Raw genomic sequence first — 14,112 nt, forward strand, 5'->3', positions numbered from 1 at the left:
AGATCTGCTACAGGCGGAGATATGCGAAAGCTTCTCTCACTAAAGACCGGATGGGCGCTGGGGATCTTCGCCTTCCTTGACCTCATCTGCGCGGGACTCGGCATGGGTGTCCCGATCTTCTGCATTCTGCTCGGTCTTCCAGTCGGGTGGTACATCGCCAGGAGAATAACCGCTCGACCCTTCGACACCAAGGTGGTTCTGAGCAAGACATTGGCAGGGGCAGCGTTGACTTCTGGGTTCACTTTCCTCGGGATGATCTTGGTATGGGGTCCGTGGCTTGGGATGTTGTTCGACCCCGCTGCGGATCTGCAGAAGCTGGGTGCTCCTCTTATCTTGTACGACCCGCGGACGAGTTTCGTTGGGTGGCTGGTTCTTATGATCGTCATCTCGCCTTTCCTGCAGTTGCTGATGACCGTGTTCGGGTCGCACCTTACGTTGTTGTGGTGGATTTTGAGACATGGAGGGACGAGCAAGGAGAACACTGACGCCGCCTAACACGCGACCACAGCCGACGCCACTTTCAGCGGGGGGCTCAGGCACAAGCCGTTGGGCTAAGAGGAAAGGCTTGATCGAACGAATTGATCGAGGAGTTTCACAATGCTTGAACCATTCTACTTTGCGCTAGGGCTTGTGAACAGTGGTGTTCTGATTTCGATCTTTCTTCTTCGCGAGAATCATCTTGATCTTCTGCAAGAAACTGGATGGATATATTTTCTATTAGCAATTCCAGCCATCTATGCCGTTTTCCTAGTCCAGAAGGAACACAAGACGCCACGATACACTCTCTTTCTGGGGATCTTTCTGGCCTTTCTGGCGATTGAAGCACTGTATGACTGGGTCTTGAGGATTCCCTTCCGAGCGACAATGGACTGGAAACTATTGACACCATATGTCTTACTGTATATGTCGATGAACTATGGATTTGTGGTAATGACGTGGAAGTACTATTCTGTACCACGCGGAATCGTTCTGCTCATTCTTTTTGTTGTCCAAATCATTGCAAACATGTTAACTCATTCTTAAGTAATGATCGGAAAAGGACCCTCAAGACGATGAGTGAGTTTGTCAACGCGGCCGACCTCTCCGGCTGCGCTCCCTCGTTAGGGTGAATTACACGATTACCCGCTCCCCGGCGCGGGCCCAGGCGCATAGCGCCCGCGGCCCACTGCTCTCCTACCCCCGGCGGTCCCATCCAACTGGGGCCGATTTGAGGCTTTCATAATTCCTGTGGTTCCTCCTCCCCCTCCCCCTTCTTTGCCTGTTCGGCCTCGCGGGCAGCCTCATCGGCCAGCTCATCGATGTCTTCACCCAGGTCCTCGCCGAGGGCGCTGCCCATCTTCTTCACGAATCGCGCGACGCTGGCAGGGTCGTTTTCGTCAAGACCACTCCACGCACTGGGGTCGGCAAGTCGTTCCAGACGATCCTCTTCGCTCAAAGGCGCCGCAAAGCGGGACATAATGCGACGCAACTCGGTCCCACCACATTTTGGACATTTCTTCTCTTCGCCTCCAGAAGCAAAGACAAGCAGACTTACCTTCTTCCCACAGGACTCACAGATGTACTCGTAGATGGGCATACGCACCTCCTCACTCAAATGGCTTTTCCGACTCTACTCCCTCATGAAGGGTCGGCCAGCGAATTGAGCAAGGCAATGGCCTCCTGCTCCGTTTCCAGCGTCGTCAGAATCTCTTCCAGATGTGCGATCCGGATCAAGTCGGCGACCCGCTTCTGTGGGTTGACCACTACCATCTTTCCACCTTTGTCCCGCGCCTGCCTGACTCCCAGGAGAAGGGCACCCAAGCCCGAGCTGTCGGCATACTCCACCTCGCTCAGGTCCAGGGCGATCTTGTAAGGAGGCTGGCTAAGTAGCACAAGGAATTCTGTCTTGAGCTTCGGCGCCAAAGGGCTGTCCAGTCGTTTCTCGTGCAGGCGAACGACCTTTACCCCCTGGCGCTCTTCTACCGAATAGTCCATCTCTGGCCTCCCCTCTCGTTCCTCATGTATGCGTCGAGCGGTAGGACGGGTCGATAGACCGCCTACGCGCTACGGCTCTCCTAATGCCATTTCTTCGACCCCCTGCCCCGCACTTGCTCGGCTGCCAGCATGCCACACCTTTGCGTACTTGGTGAACGTATGCCCGGCCGAAAGAAGCGCAAGCATGAACCCTTGAATGCCGTCCAAGAAACCGGCTTTGAAAAAGTACATTCTCGCGAACGTGTGCAGTGGGCGAAGAAGCATCAGCCATAGCCCGGCCTTCTTGCCACGAGCGACAGCCAACTGGGCTGACAACGTCGTGTAGCGATTCAGCTTGTCCAAATAGTGCTCCAATGTCAGATCGGTGTAGTGCAAAAGGTGATTCTTCAACCTGCCGCGGCGCCCTTGAAGGAGGACTCCCTCATGCACTGGATCGCCCGAGAATCGACCACACCCACGCTTGAAGAGGCGGAGCACGTAGCCCGGGTACCACCCCCCGTGGCGAATCCACCGCCCCAGGAAGAAAGCAAGCCTGGGAATCTCATAGCCCTCGACCTTAGGTTCGCGCGCCAGCACCTCACGGATCTCTTCGGCCAATGCTCCAGGTACGCGTTCGTCCGCATCCAGCCACAGAACCCAGTCGCCTGTGCACTTTTCCAGGGCGAAACTCTTGGCTTCGGAATACCCGCGCCACGGCACCACGTATACCTTGTCAGTGAACTCCCGCGCAATCTCTGCGGTGCCATCATCGCTTTCAGCATCCACCACCACGAGTTCGTCGGCCCACGCCACACTCCTAAGACAGTCGGCAATGTTGTGCGCCTCATTGCGGGTAATGGTTATGACTGAGACGCGCATCTTAATCATCCAGTTCCAGCGAATTGCATGGCGCTCCCGCCCGACGGCAAGCGTCCAGGAGCTCTTGCCTGTTTTGTATCTGCCAGATCTTCATGTAGAGTGCCATCTTCTGAAATGCCGACATGGCGCACAGTACCAAGCCGTGCACTCCGTCCAAAGCCCCCTTGAGCGCCACAAACTTGCGCAGAAACTCGGAGAAGGGGTGAAGCACAAAGTGGCACCACCTCACCCTTGCGGTGTGCGTGCGATCCAGGGCCTCCAGGGTGGAATAGCGATTGAGCTTCTCCAAGTTCTGCTCGAGGTCTCGGTAGGAACGGTGCAACAAGTCACCTTTCAAGTATCCCACCTTTCCCTGGACTACGAAGCCCTCGTGTACGCGGGTCTCGGTGACCCTCGCCCGGCTCTTTCGAAAAAAGCGCAACTGGTAGCCAGGATACCAGCCACAGTGACGGATCCATTTACCCAGGTAGGCGCTCCTCCTTGGGATGAGGTACCCGTCGCACTCCGGGCCCCGCTGCATGAGGGAAACGAGCTCTTGCCGCAAAGGGTCGCTGACTCGTTCGTCGGCATCCAGGCTGAGCACCCACTCATGCCGTGCCTGCAGAAGCGCGAACGCCTTCTGCGCGGCGAAACCTGGCCAGGGCCGGACGTAGACGCGCGCCTCCAGCTTGCGGGCCAACGCGGCAGTGCGATCGCGGCTCTCCGCATCCACGACCACTATGTCCTCGGCCCACTGCACACTGCGCAGACACTCCTCGATGTTTTCCTCCTCATCCCTCGTGATCACCACTACCGAAACCGGAACAAGGCCTTTTTCGGTCGTTTTGGGCATCTATCTGTCCTTCGCCATGGCGAGCGCCTGCTCGCACGCAGCTGCCACCTTTTCCACAGAAAGCTCGCTCATGCAACGCCCGTCGCTGCAGGTGGTGCGATTGCAGCCCAGGCAGGGTAACGACTCGTTCTGCACCACCACATGCCCGGGGCCAAAGGGGCCCTGAAGGGCGGGGTTGGTTGGTCCAAACAGCGCCACCACTTTCGTGCCGACTGCTGCCGCAATGTGCATCGGCGCCGAGTCGGTGGTCACCAACAGCCGAAGCCGGCCCAGCAAGGCCCCCAGCTGCTTAAGGTCGGTCGGCGGTGCTAAGAACACCCCCGGACCGGCTTGCGCTACAACTTCTCGAGCCGCAGCCTCTTCACCTGGACCCCACAGGACCACCACGGAGACCCCCATGGTGCCCACCAGCCAACGCGCCAGTTCGGCCGCTCGTTCAGGGAGCCAACGCTTGGCCGGCCATCCACCCGAGTTGTTCAGCCCCACGAGCACGCGGTTGCCAAGTCCATTACGCTGCAGAAAGCCCGCGATGTACTCCCGAGCGCTCTCTGGCACTGGGAACTCCAACCGTGGCCTTTCCGGATACACCCCAAGGGCCCGCAGTGCGTCGAGGTTGAACTCCACCTCATGCACAAGGTGCCCGCGTGGAGGCACGCGCACAGTGTAAGCGGCCCTCCTCCCTCGAAAATCGAACCCGACCCTGACCGGCGATCGCGAAAGAAACGTGATCAATGCGCTCCGCGGGTTGCCAAAAAGATCGACCACCAGGTCATAGTGATGCCGTCTGATGTGCGCCAGCAGCCGCACGCGCTCCAGAAAAGGGGCCCGGCGGTCGTGCAGCAGCACGTGGTCCAGATGCGGATTGCCTTCCAGCACCTGCCGCGAGGGTGGCTCAGTCAAAAAGTCGATCTGAGCCGTAGGAAAGGCCTTGCGGGCCTCCGCCAGCGCTGGCGTAGCTAACACCACATCGCCTATGGCGCGCAGTTTTATGAGCAGGACGCGCCGCGGCAAGCCAATTGCACTCCTCGATGTGAAAACCTGCCCCCCAGCGCTGGAGGTGTCCTCGGTCCAGGTCACTGCAGGGCCTGGAGCTCCTCGCGGACACACTCGTTGCGCACCTCCTCTGCCACGAGGCGGACGTGTGGGCAAAGAGCGGCCAGGGTGGTTAAGATCTGGCTCCGCCACGTATACTGCCGCAGAATCCGCTCAAAGCCCGCCTTGCGAATCTTTTCCTTTTCGCCGACTGACATGCCCATGATTGTGCGGACTGTGTCAGCGACGTGTGCTGCGTCATCCTGCCGAGTGATAAACCCATCAACACCATGCGCAATCTGCTCCGGCAGTCCGCCGGTATCCGACGTGATGACCAGGGGCCCTTGTCTTCTTGCCTGCATTCGGGCCTCCATCGGTGTCAGACCACAGGGCTCCAGGTAAGCCAGAATAGGTACCGCCACTGTGTTTTTCCACTGCAGCAAGCATGCCACAAGCTCGGCATCGAAAGCAAAGATGAGCGACATGTCCAGGCCAAGTTGGTCTTTCAGTTGCAAGAGTTCTTCCGACCGGGGCGAAACGATCACTACCGCGTGCACCGCCCCTTGCAATTGTGCTGCGGCCTTCATCACTACGTCAAAGCGCTTATAGGCCACTGCTCGCCCCCAGGCTACCATCAGGGGCTTGTCCAGGGGTATCCCGTAGTTGCGGAGTTTGGCGACGATCTCCTCTTCGCTGCGCAGGCGAAAGTGGGGGTCATCGGGATTCAGCCCATTGCCGGTGGGCACCGTGTGCTCGAGGCGCACCCCATAGTCCGCAACCAGATGGCCGCGGATGAACTCGCTGATGTAGCCGATACGCACACGGGGCGACACCTTCGGCCAGTGCATAGCCACCGATTCGGCCATCAGCCTATCCGGATTGGGAAGCGGCAATTCGTGGGTCAAGGCCGTGGAGTGCACTACGTAGATAGCGCGAATATCGGCCCCATAGGCATCGGCTTCTAGGGCTGCGTAGAGTGCAGCCAAAGCATAGACGCAATCGTGGCAATAGATCACAGCTGCCTGGTGACGGCGCGCATAGTTCAAGGCAAGGGCCGCGCCTGAGGCGCAGGCGTGTTTCCAGTTCTCCACCGGACCAAGATCCTTCACCCCCCACTTTGTGAAAGGCTCGTCGCCCACGCTGTAGTTGGTGAGATAGGCAATCTCGCCCCCCATGTCCGCCACCTTGCGGCGCGCGTATTCTTCATACCGAGGGTCCCGGCGGGGATGGTCCGGGGCATAGGCAATTTCCAAGAAATAGGGTGTGAGGAATACGCCCCGGGGACGGAGCTTGTCGCGCAAGTTCCCCAGCGCCTCCAGATGGCCCCTCGTGACCGTGCACACGCCCCCGCCAAAAATTTGGATCCCCTCGAAGGTCAGGTGCACAACCGCAAGATCAAGACTCCGCCTGTCCGCATCCAGCTTGCTCAGCTCCTGCTCTGAAATCGCGAATACGCTCTTTCCTTTTGACTCCATTCCGGTGTCCTGTCCCATACCGACTCCTACCTCGCTCGCAACTCCACTTCGTACTTGCAAAAGTTTTCTAGCTCGAAAGTTACTTCGCATCCTTCTTTCGATTTATGAACCGTGAACTGCACCTCAGTGCCGTCAGCTGCACGAACCGCTCGCACTGGCGATCTGGACGCAGCGAAGACCAGCGTTGCACCAAGGCGGCCGTCTGCCCGGCTCTCATACACAAGGCTGAAGCGGTGGCGGCGAAACCCCATCTTGGACACACCCACGCGCACTCCGGCCGCTCCCACCAGTACCTCTGGCAACGCTGGGCTTAAGACAAGAGTCTGCTGTTGACCGAGGAGCTCCCTACACCCAAGCATCCCACGGATGATGTGCAGCGGCAATGTGGCGCCCCAGCCGTATCCCTCTGTCCCTTTTGGCCCCTCCAGTCCCCAGCATTCCGCTGCCACCCCCGGAATTGGGCTTTGGCCATCCCAGGAACGACTGTCGCTGTGCGAGTAGATGCGCTCGGCGGTGTCCCAGATCAAGCCACTCAAAGCGCGCAATTGATCAATTTGCCACAGGATTTCGGCGAACATGAAAAAGAACGAGGGCCATTCCAGCCAGTAACGAGGGTTTTCCAGGAACCAATGAATTTTGGGCAAAAGTGCATTGACCTGTTCCTGGGTAGCCAGGCCGCACAAAAGCGGAGCAAGGTTGGTTATGTCCCAGTAGCCGTCCGGCCGAACCCAGCTCTCGAAACGGCGATCGAAATCGCAGAACCAGTCATGGTGCCACATCTGTTGAATGCGTTCGGCAAAGCCCTTTTGCTGCGCCTGCCAGCGGCCCCCGGTTAGTCCCAAGGCTCTTCGCAGTCGCCCCACGGTGCTCAGTGCGCTGTAAAGGCCCACCTGCAAGTCCACCGGGCGGAGGTGTTCTACTATTTCTCCTCCAGTGGGTTGGGCGATACCGAACTTTTCCGAGCAGTCCTGCCCGCTCTCCCAACTGCATTTGTAGAAGGCCCACCCTTGCTCGTCGCACCTGTGTCTGAGCCACCAGCGCAGGTACCGCTCCATGTGGGGCAAGAGTTTTCGCATCCACGAGCGGTCGCCGCTGCGCCAGAACATGACTTCGAGGCAATAGAACGGGAAACACCAGGCTGGCGAGGTGCCGCATTCGCTCCCATCGGCGGCCACCATGTTCGTCGAACCGTCCTCCCGTGCGCACGGGACGTTATCAGCAAGGGCATCGACAAAGGTACCGTGCACCACCTCTGCGGCACGTTCTGGCTCAGCGTAGCTCAGCAGCAGGCTATCCAGCGCGGCCTCTGCGAGCACCACGCGCGGCTTCTGCACCTGCATGCCGTCCCACTCGGTGCGGAAAACGCCCACAGGCCTGCGCACGCACATGCGCAACGTCTCCCAGTCGTACACCCACCCATGCCGCCAATGACCGGGCCAGTCGCCGAGCAACTCCGGGCAGCCCTGCCAGAAGGCCGCATCCTCATCTCTTCTTTTGGCAAGAACATACCGCATGGACCTGGCGGCTTGCTTCAGGGTCCCGGTCAGTTGACCTTCGCTCCAGCCTCGCGCCACCCTGATTTCCACCGCTTTCTGCGCCCCAGCCGGAACCAGCACAGGCACGTGCATTACTGCGGCACGAACCACAGTGTCTATGTCTTTCGCGCTTGGAAAGAGATGGCGCCACATGACCAGCGTCTCTTCCGTCCGCCGATCCTCAGGGCAAAGATACTCCACAGCCGAACTCTTTGGAACGAGCTGCACCGCGAACGCAGGTCCTTCAGCAAAGCTCCGCACGACTAACGCCCCCTCGGGGCCAATGAGGGGTTCTGCCGTGCCAAACTGCCATAGGCCACCTGCATCTGGCAGCGACACCCCGCTTGCCAAAACCAACACCGTCGCCGGAAGCGGGCCCTCCGCCCTGTTTCGCACTCGGCATAGACAAGTAAGGACATCGGCGCTCACAACGGCAAATTCCACGGTGAACTCAATCTCGTTGAGCACCAGACGATGCAACACAAGATTCTTGCTGTGGTACGGACAGGCCACTTTTCCCGGCAGAGCATCGGGGGCCACGCCGCCAATCGCAGTCGTTTGTCCCACCTGCACACCGAGCTGAAGCAAGAGCGCCGCACTACAATTAGGCACGTTCGGGAAGTGCCACGCGACACTTAGCGGACCGGGGAGGCGGATCAGACCGGCACGGCTAAGCTTCCACGTGTGACCGGGATTGTCCAAATAGCCAAAGGGCGTGTAGTCGTCTATCGGGAAACCGGCTCTCATGTCCATTCAACGTCCATGCCAACGCACAACGGTCACTGGCGCGCGTAATATAGCACAACTCCGCAATGTTTGCAAGAAATTTGTCAGCTTCCACGGCAAGCTGGGAGCGTGAGCCTCACCCCCAGGAAAAAGCTCCGCGCCCATCAACTCCCCCCTCCTGAACTGTTGTGGTAGGTAACCTACTCCGCGAGGCAGGCTCTCGACATGTTTTCTTGCAAGCGAAGCCCCTGATCACCAGTAGATGAAACGCATGAGCTTGTTCCGATCGGAGGGTGGCAACTCTTGCACGGAAGGAATCACGTAGCGGTTGTTGAAAGTGTCGAGCAGCACTTTGCCGTGTTGCCCATACTCCAAAGCTTTTTCATGTTGCCAGCGCATGCTAAACTGCGCCCGCCCCTGGTCGGTCTCTACATCAAAAAAGAGGAGCCCGTATTCCCAGCGCACGTCGTAGATGCGACGGATGCGGTGCTCGTAATACTGCCGCCCGAGGCTCTCGCGAATGAGCCGCTGTACTTCTTCTGGAAAATCTTCCAGACGCTCGATGACCCCGATCTCATGCTCCCTGCCCTGTTCGTCCGTGTACCAGACCGAAATGTAGCTCTGAGGGAAGCTAATCGGGAAAGCGAGCAAGCAGTGCACGTTGGCGTAAGCCTCCTGGTCCTCCACAATACAGTGCAAGGAGCCAAGCGTGCCAACGAAAAAGTGCGCGTTCTGTGGTGTGAGGTACCGAACCCCTACATCACGCAGGCTGGCCCGTTGGTTTTCCGTTTCCGATCCCATCATCTATCTTCGCGTACTTTCCTGGAGTGGCAAAGCCGGCTCAAGCCTCCAACTTAGTCAGTCTTGTCTGGATCATCACCAGCCGATAGTACAGCCCTTCCTGGCGCATCAATTCCTCATGGGAGCCTTGTTCCACGATGCGGCCGTCCTCCAGGACGTAGATAACGTCGGCCCCGCGGAGTGTGGAGAGTCGATGGGCAATGGCGATTGTGGTTCTGCCCCGGCACAGCACCGCAAGCGCCTCTTGAATCGCCAGCTCTGACTCGGTGTCCACATTGGAAGTTGCCTCATCGAGAATGAGGATGCTCGGGTCGCAGAGCAGCGCACGGGCAATGCTGATGCGCTGCTTCTCCCCTCCAGATAGCCCGGCCCCGCGCTCGCCGAGGCGAGTGTCGTAGCCGCTAGGCTGGCGCATGATGAACTTGTGCGCGTTGGCAGCCTTGGCAGCGTCGATGATCTGGGCTGGCGTGGCGTCAGGCTGCCCGTAGGCGATGTTCTCGGCAATGGTGGCGCGAAACAGAAATGGTTCCTGGAGCACAAGGCCCACATGCCGCCGAAGGTCCTCGTTGGACATCTCCCGCACGTCGACCCCGTCGATGAGAATCTGACCCTGTTGTGGGTCGTAGAAACGACAGATTAGGTTTACCAAGGTGGTCTTTCCCGACCCGCTCTTGCCCACGATGCCCACCAGCTGTCCGGGCTCGATGGTCAGGGAGATGTTCTCCAGGACCGGATCATAAGGATCGTAACCAAAGGTCACATTGCGAAACTCGATTCTGCCGCGAATGGCTCGCACGCGCCTCGGGTGCGCGGGCGGCCGCAGGGTCACATCCGCGTCCAGCACCTCAAAAATGCGCTGTCCGGCAGTCAAAAAGCCCGTGAGCCAGTTTGAAAACATGGTGAGCGCCGAAATGGGGCCATAGAACATCCCCAGGTACCCGAAAAAGGCCATCAGCGTGCCCAGCGTGATCTGCCCCCCGATGACGCTCCTGCCACCGGCCAGCCATACAATCAATCCCCCAAGGCTAAAGGCGTAACCGAAAACGGGGAAGAAGGTTGCCGAGCCTCTGTCCACCGCCCGCCGCGAGTCGCGCAGGTAGGCCGCAACACCGTCGAAGCGCTTTTGCTCCCGTCGCTCCTGGGCAAATGCCTTAACGGTGCGGATGCCAGAGAGCATGCCGTTGAGCAGCGCGGCCAACTTGGACTGGCTGTCCCAAAAACGATAATAGCGAGGATAAATGGTGTGCCAGAAAAACCACGTCCCCAGAACCACAAACGGCACAGGGATGAGCACAAAAAGGGCCAATCTGGCATTCAAGCTGAAGAGCATGAAGCCGATGCCCGCCACCAAGAAGATGTTCACCATGAAACCAGAAGCCACCTGTTGCACAAAGCCGTGAAAATAGTCCACGTCGTGCAACAGCCGCGTCATCAGCGTCCCCACTGAAGTGCGATCGTAAAAGTCCACAGACAGCTCGGAGAGCTTTCGCTGCAACTGGCGGCGGAGCTCGTAGGTGATGCGTGTGCCGATTTGTGTGCTCGTGCGGCCGATGGCGATGTTCAGCCCTGCGCGCACCAGGGTGGTCGCAGCCAAACCCAGCACCAACCAGGGAAGCCATGAGATGCGCACCTTGGTGGTAAGCACGTCGTCAACCAGGATGCGGGTCAAATAGGGAGGCACCAGATCGAGTGCCACCCCTGCGAGCATCATCAGCAAAAGCAGCAGGACAAAAAGTCGGTAGGGTGACATCATGCGCAATGTACGGCGGAGCAGGCCGCCCTGGCGAGCGCAGCGCGGACAAACCGCATACTGCGAGGGGAGGGCGAGCCCGCAGACCTCGCAGAACCAGGGATGCTTCTTGCGGAAAATTTCTACTGCCGCTGGCTGCTGCTCAACAAGCCTCTCCAAAAAGATCAGCGCCCTGTTGAACTCCTCCCGGCGCGCATTGCTGAAGCGGATGAGGTCAACGAAGAAGCTCTGAATGTAGGCCTGGAGAAAACTGCTTCCCACGCCTGTGAAGACGCGCACTGTCCTGATGTCGCGCAACGGGAATGGCCCCACGAGCCGCTCCCCAAGCGGCGCCGAGGGCGTGACGGTCACGACCGATTCGCTCGTGATGACCAACCAACTTGCGACAGACTGCCCTCTCAGGTCCAGATCGCTGCGAACAGCAACCCGCACCTCGCCCGGTCGAACTCCGCACCGCTCGAGGTCTTCAATGACCTCATGCGGTACCTCCCCGATTAGAATCCCCGTGTCCCGCTGTGCTGCCTGCCGAATCTTGCCCATGTTCCCCGTCTCATCCACAACTATGTGGGATCACGCGGAAGAGATGCTGAATTATTTTCGCGGCTTGGTGTTTGTCGCCTGGCTGCCGTATCACCGGCCATCCATGGCGCCGCGCAAGGAGTGCCAACCGCGGGCCAGGCGCTACCACGACGGCCTGAGCCACAAAGCTCAGCAGAAAGCGGTCGTCCCAGTGGTCACCCACCGCACAAGCTTGGGCGGGGGAAAGACCGTGGCTAACCAGCCAGCGCACAGCTGTCTCCACCTTCCTTCGCCCGCGCGGGTGAGGCCGCACAAGGCCGCCTGTGAGCACGCCATCGACAACCGCCGGTTCGGCGCACAGGCACTCTTCGATGCCAAAATGAGTGGCCAGGGGCTGCGCCAGAAAGGATGGAGCCCCACTCAGTAGGACAAGATGCACTCCTCCCTCCTGCAAACCCGCCGCAAGGTAGCGCATCCCCGAAAAAACCCGTCTCTCGACGGCCGTCTCCCAGCACTCCGACGCCCAGTCCTGCACGGTGGCCAAGGGAACCCCGGCCAAGTAGCGGAGCTTAAGGTCAAACCATGTGCGCGCCTGCCCCTTCCACATAGCCCGGCAGTACCCAGCCGCGGTGCGGGCCGGCCTCATCAGCCCTCGGTGCACGAGGAAAGCGACAAACCACTGCTCCAAGCTTCGCGGTACAAGCGTGCCGTCGATGTCAAGAAATGCTACTTCCAGCAGACTCGTGCTCCTTTTCTCGAATGAGGGCCATACCTTCCAGAATCACCGGGACCCCACGCACCAGGCACATGGCTGCAGTGACCACCGCGGCCCAGTAACCAATCGTCAGGCCAAGCTGTAGGTAGGACGCCAGCGCCGGAGACCTTGGGCCTACTGCCTCCCGCAACACACTCAACAACAGCATCCACGCAAACGTGAAACCCTTGAGTACAGCGTAGGACGTCCGCATCCAAGGCGAACCGGTCAGAAACCGACCCACCGGCGTGCGCATCATCGTGGTCTTGCCGAAAGCAGTGAACCCGAAGCGTAGAGCAAAGCTCCGGATGCTGTCGGTGAGAATGTCGCGAGAAATCACGACGATGGGAATCCAGACTGGCACCAAGCGAAGATCCGCCAGCACGATCCACAGCACCGCCTCAATGACGCGATCGCCAGCGATGTCCAGTACGCTGCCCAGCATCGTGGCAGCGTCTAATCGGCGGGCTAGGAAACCATCCAGCCAATCCATGACGATGACGAGAACTGCCAGCCCCGCGGCGGCAAGGCGCGCCCACAGGTTCTGGTCATACACCAGTACCACGAGAAAAAACAATAGCCCAATGCGCGCCAACGTGATGCGGTTAGGCCATCCGAAGAGCTTCATAGTTCTGCTCACTCTTGACTATGTGTTTGGGCCGTACCCCGGCGCGGGGAGTACTGCGTCCCTTGCAGAGGCTCTGCTCACCACTTGGCAGAGAGCACTCGGTAGACCGGCAGTGTCTGCCCCCGGTAGAGTTGTGCGAACTCTTCGTAATGGGACAACCCATAGAGGCTTTGTGGTTCCATTAGCTGCACCAGCTTGGCCGCTGAGACCCCGGTGACTGGCAGCAGTAAACAACCCGAGGCGAACGTCTTTTTGGCGCGTCTGTAGTGTCCTGCAGGCACTACGGTAGTGCGACCCTCGCAGCGCAGCGTGTCCACCCCTGTGGTGCGAAATTCCTCGACTGTCAATCTCAGTTTTCTATCCAGCATTTCGCAGGGGAAGCCATGGGCGCTAACCATCGTCAACAGAACCTCTGGCGGGCGCTCGACCAGGTAGCCCGCCGGGGGAGGCACCGCACGCAGCACCTCCGGGGCATTGCGGTAGTCGGGTAGCACTATGGTCGTGTCGCGCAAAGTCCGCGTGCTTCGTATCGTCACCTGGAGCGAACACGACGAAGCCGCCGTATAGTCAGCCTGGATGGGGACCTGGGCAGGCAGCTGGGCACGCCTCTCTGCTCTCGCGTGCCCAACCACGCGGACAATATCCGCATAGGCGCTGTCGCAGACCGCAAGAAACCGCTCGATGAATGCAAGTTGGTACTTAGCTCTTTCCCAAATCCGGTCCTCTGGCGAGAGCCCATTCGGCCCCTCCAGGATAAACGAGAGCGTACAATCGATGCCAAAGCCGTTGCGTCCATCATCGATATCGGTGGTGCTGTGCCGTACGGGTTGACGCGGGTCATCCTGCGCCACGAGGTATCGATTCGTCTTCAACCCGCAGGCACGCGCGTTTTGGATGGTGGGCCACAGCAGTCTCTCCCGGGCAAAATCCAGAAGCAATGGGGGGATTGCGGGATTGCTGATGCAGTCAAACTGCTCCCCAAGGTCCTTGATGAGCCCGCGTGCAAGCCACGACCGGATGCTGTACTCATGCACGTCCAAAGTGACATGTGGTGCATACCGATTGAAAAGGGAGCGGAGGATCCGCGTCTCCGGTTCGGTCAGGATCGCGTGGTCGCGATTGAGGTCCACGTGCCGGCTGTTGCGACGAGTGTGCACCTCGTTCCCATCCGGGTTCACCATGGGCACTAGGATCAGATTGAGGTGGGCGTAGGCACGGGGAGAAGCGA

The 14,112-nt window shown here is 59.3% G+C and carries 13 protein-coding genes; 1 reads left to right on the forward strand and 12 read right to left on the reverse strand.

What is annotated here, in order from left to right:
• Positions 1 to 21 precede the first annotated feature (21 nt).
• Positions 22 to 495: a hypothetical protein gene (locus tag ONB25_14155; protein ID MDZ7394027.1), complete on the forward strand. Its 474-nt coding sequence runs from the start codon at positions 22 to 24 to the stop codon at positions 493 to 495.
• A gap of 721 nt (positions 496 to 1,216) precedes the next feature.
• On the opposite strand, the gene ONB25_14160 is transcribed toward ONB25_14155, so the two are convergent.
• The 12 genes from ONB25_14160 to ONB25_14215 all read right to left on the reverse strand — a co-directional run.
• A complete protein-coding gene (locus ONB25_14160; protein ID MDZ7394028.1) occupies positions 1,217 to 1,576 on the reverse strand; it encodes a zinc ribbon domain-containing protein in 360 nt (119 codons plus the stop codon).
• A gap of 41 nt (positions 1,577 to 1,617) precedes the next feature.
• Positions 1,618 to 1,974, reverse strand: coding sequence for an STAS domain-containing protein (locus tag ONB25_14165; GenBank protein ID MDZ7394029.1), 357 nt, complete (start codon positions 1,972 to 1,974; stop codon positions 1,618 to 1,620).
• A 69-nt stretch (positions 1,975 to 2,043) separates the two neighbouring features.
• Positions 2,044 to 2,832 (reverse strand): glycosyltransferase family 2 protein, encoded by a 789-nt coding sequence (locus ONB25_14170; GenBank protein ID MDZ7394030.1) that lies wholly within the window; start codon positions 2,830 to 2,832, stop codon positions 2,044 to 2,046.
• A gap of 1 nt (position 2,833) precedes the next feature.
• Complete coding sequence (locus ONB25_14175) at positions 2,834 to 3,664, reverse strand: glycosyltransferase family 2 protein (protein MDZ7394031.1); 831 nt, start codon at positions 3,662 to 3,664, stop codon at positions 2,834 to 2,836.
• Positions 3,665 to 4,675 carry a glycosyltransferase family 9 protein gene (locus tag ONB25_14180; GenBank protein MDZ7394032.1) on the reverse strand — a complete coding sequence of 337 codons (1,011 nt, stop codon included), beginning with the start codon at positions 4,673 to 4,675 and terminating at the stop codon, positions 3,665 to 3,667.
• Positions 4,676 to 4,737: 62 nt separating this feature from the next.
• Positions 4,738 to 6,189, reverse strand: coding sequence for a glycosyltransferase family 4 protein (locus tag ONB25_14185; protein ID MDZ7394033.1), 1,452 nt, complete (start codon positions 6,187 to 6,189; stop codon positions 4,738 to 4,740).
• A gap of 8 nt (positions 6,190 to 6,197) precedes the next feature.
• Positions 6,198 to 8,459: a hypothetical protein gene (locus tag ONB25_14190; GenBank protein ID MDZ7394034.1), complete on the reverse strand. Its 2,262-nt coding sequence runs from the start codon at positions 8,457 to 8,459 to the stop codon at positions 6,198 to 6,200.
• A 225-nt stretch (positions 8,460 to 8,684) separates the two neighbouring features.
• A complete protein-coding gene (locus tag ONB25_14195; protein ID MDZ7394035.1) occupies positions 8,685 to 9,236 on the reverse strand; it encodes a DUF1854 domain-containing protein in 552 nt (183 codons plus the stop codon).
• Between the two features lie 37 nt (positions 9,237 to 9,273).
• Positions 9,274 to 11,523 carry an ABC transporter ATP-binding protein/permease gene (locus ONB25_14200; protein MDZ7394036.1) on the reverse strand — a complete coding sequence of 750 codons (2,250 nt, stop codon included), beginning with the start codon at positions 11,521 to 11,523 and terminating at the stop codon, positions 9,274 to 9,276.
• A 10-nt stretch (positions 11,524 to 11,533) separates the two neighbouring features.
• Positions 11,534 to 12,190 (reverse strand): HAD-IB family phosphatase, encoded by a 657-nt coding sequence (locus ONB25_14205; GenBank protein MDZ7394037.1) that lies wholly within the window; start codon positions 12,188 to 12,190, stop codon positions 11,534 to 11,536.
• A gap of 28 nt (positions 12,191 to 12,218) precedes the next feature.
• On the reverse strand, positions 12,219 to 12,884 hold the full coding sequence (locus tag ONB25_14210) for a CDP-alcohol phosphatidyltransferase family protein (GenBank protein ID MDZ7394038.1): 666 nt from the start codon (positions 12,882 to 12,884) through the stop codon (positions 12,219 to 12,221).
• A 77-nt stretch (positions 12,885 to 12,961) separates the two neighbouring features.
• Positions 12,962 to 14,112, reverse strand: a 1,151-nt coding sequence (locus ONB25_14215; GenBank protein MDZ7394039.1) for a hypothetical protein, incomplete at its 5' end; no start/stop codon positions are given.

It is taken from the genome of candidate division KSB1 bacterium (genome assembly GCA_034506335.1).
GTDB lineage: Bacteria > Zhuqueibacterota > Zhuqueibacteria > JANLFK01 > Oleimicrobiaceae > Oleimicrobium.

Excerpts from the sequence above, each read along its gene's own strand:
- ONB25_14170 (MDZ7394030.1), bottom strand. The coding sequence starts at position 2,832 with ATGCGCGTCTCAGTCATAACCATTACCCGCAATGAGGCGCACAACATT.
- ONB25_14200 (MDZ7394036.1), bottom strand. The coding sequence starts at position 11,523 with ATGGGCAAGATTCGGCAGGCAGCACAGCGGGACACGGGGATTCTAATC.
- ONB25_14175 (MDZ7394031.1), bottom strand. The coding sequence starts at position 3,664 with ATGCCCAAAACGACCGAAAAAGGCCTTGTTCCGGTTTCGGTAGTGGTG.
- ONB25_14160 (MDZ7394028.1), bottom strand. The coding sequence starts at position 1,576 with ATGCCCATCTACGAGTACATCTGTGAGTCCTGTGGGAAGAAGGTAAGT.
- ONB25_14210 (MDZ7394038.1), bottom strand. The coding sequence starts at position 12,884 with ATGAAGCTCTTCGGATGGCCTAACCGCATCACGTTGGCGCGCATTGGG.
- ONB25_14165 (MDZ7394029.1), bottom strand. The coding sequence starts at position 1,974 with ATGGACTATTCGGTAGAAGAGCGCCAGGGGGTAAAGGTCGTTCGCCTG.
- ONB25_14155 (MDZ7394027.1), top strand. The coding sequence starts at position 22 with ATGCGAAAGCTTCTCTCACTAAAGACCGGATGGGCGCTGGGGATCTTC.
- ONB25_14195 (MDZ7394035.1), bottom strand. The coding sequence starts at position 9,236 with ATGATGGGATCGGAAACGGAAAACCAACGGGCCAGCCTGCGTGATGTA.
- ONB25_14185 (MDZ7394033.1), bottom strand. The coding sequence starts at position 6,189 with ATGGGACAGGACACCGGAATGGAGTCAAAAGGAAAGAGCGTATTCGCG.
- ONB25_14190 (MDZ7394034.1), bottom strand. The coding sequence starts at position 8,459 with ATGGACATGAGAGCCGGTTTCCCGATAGACGACTACACGCCCTTTGGC.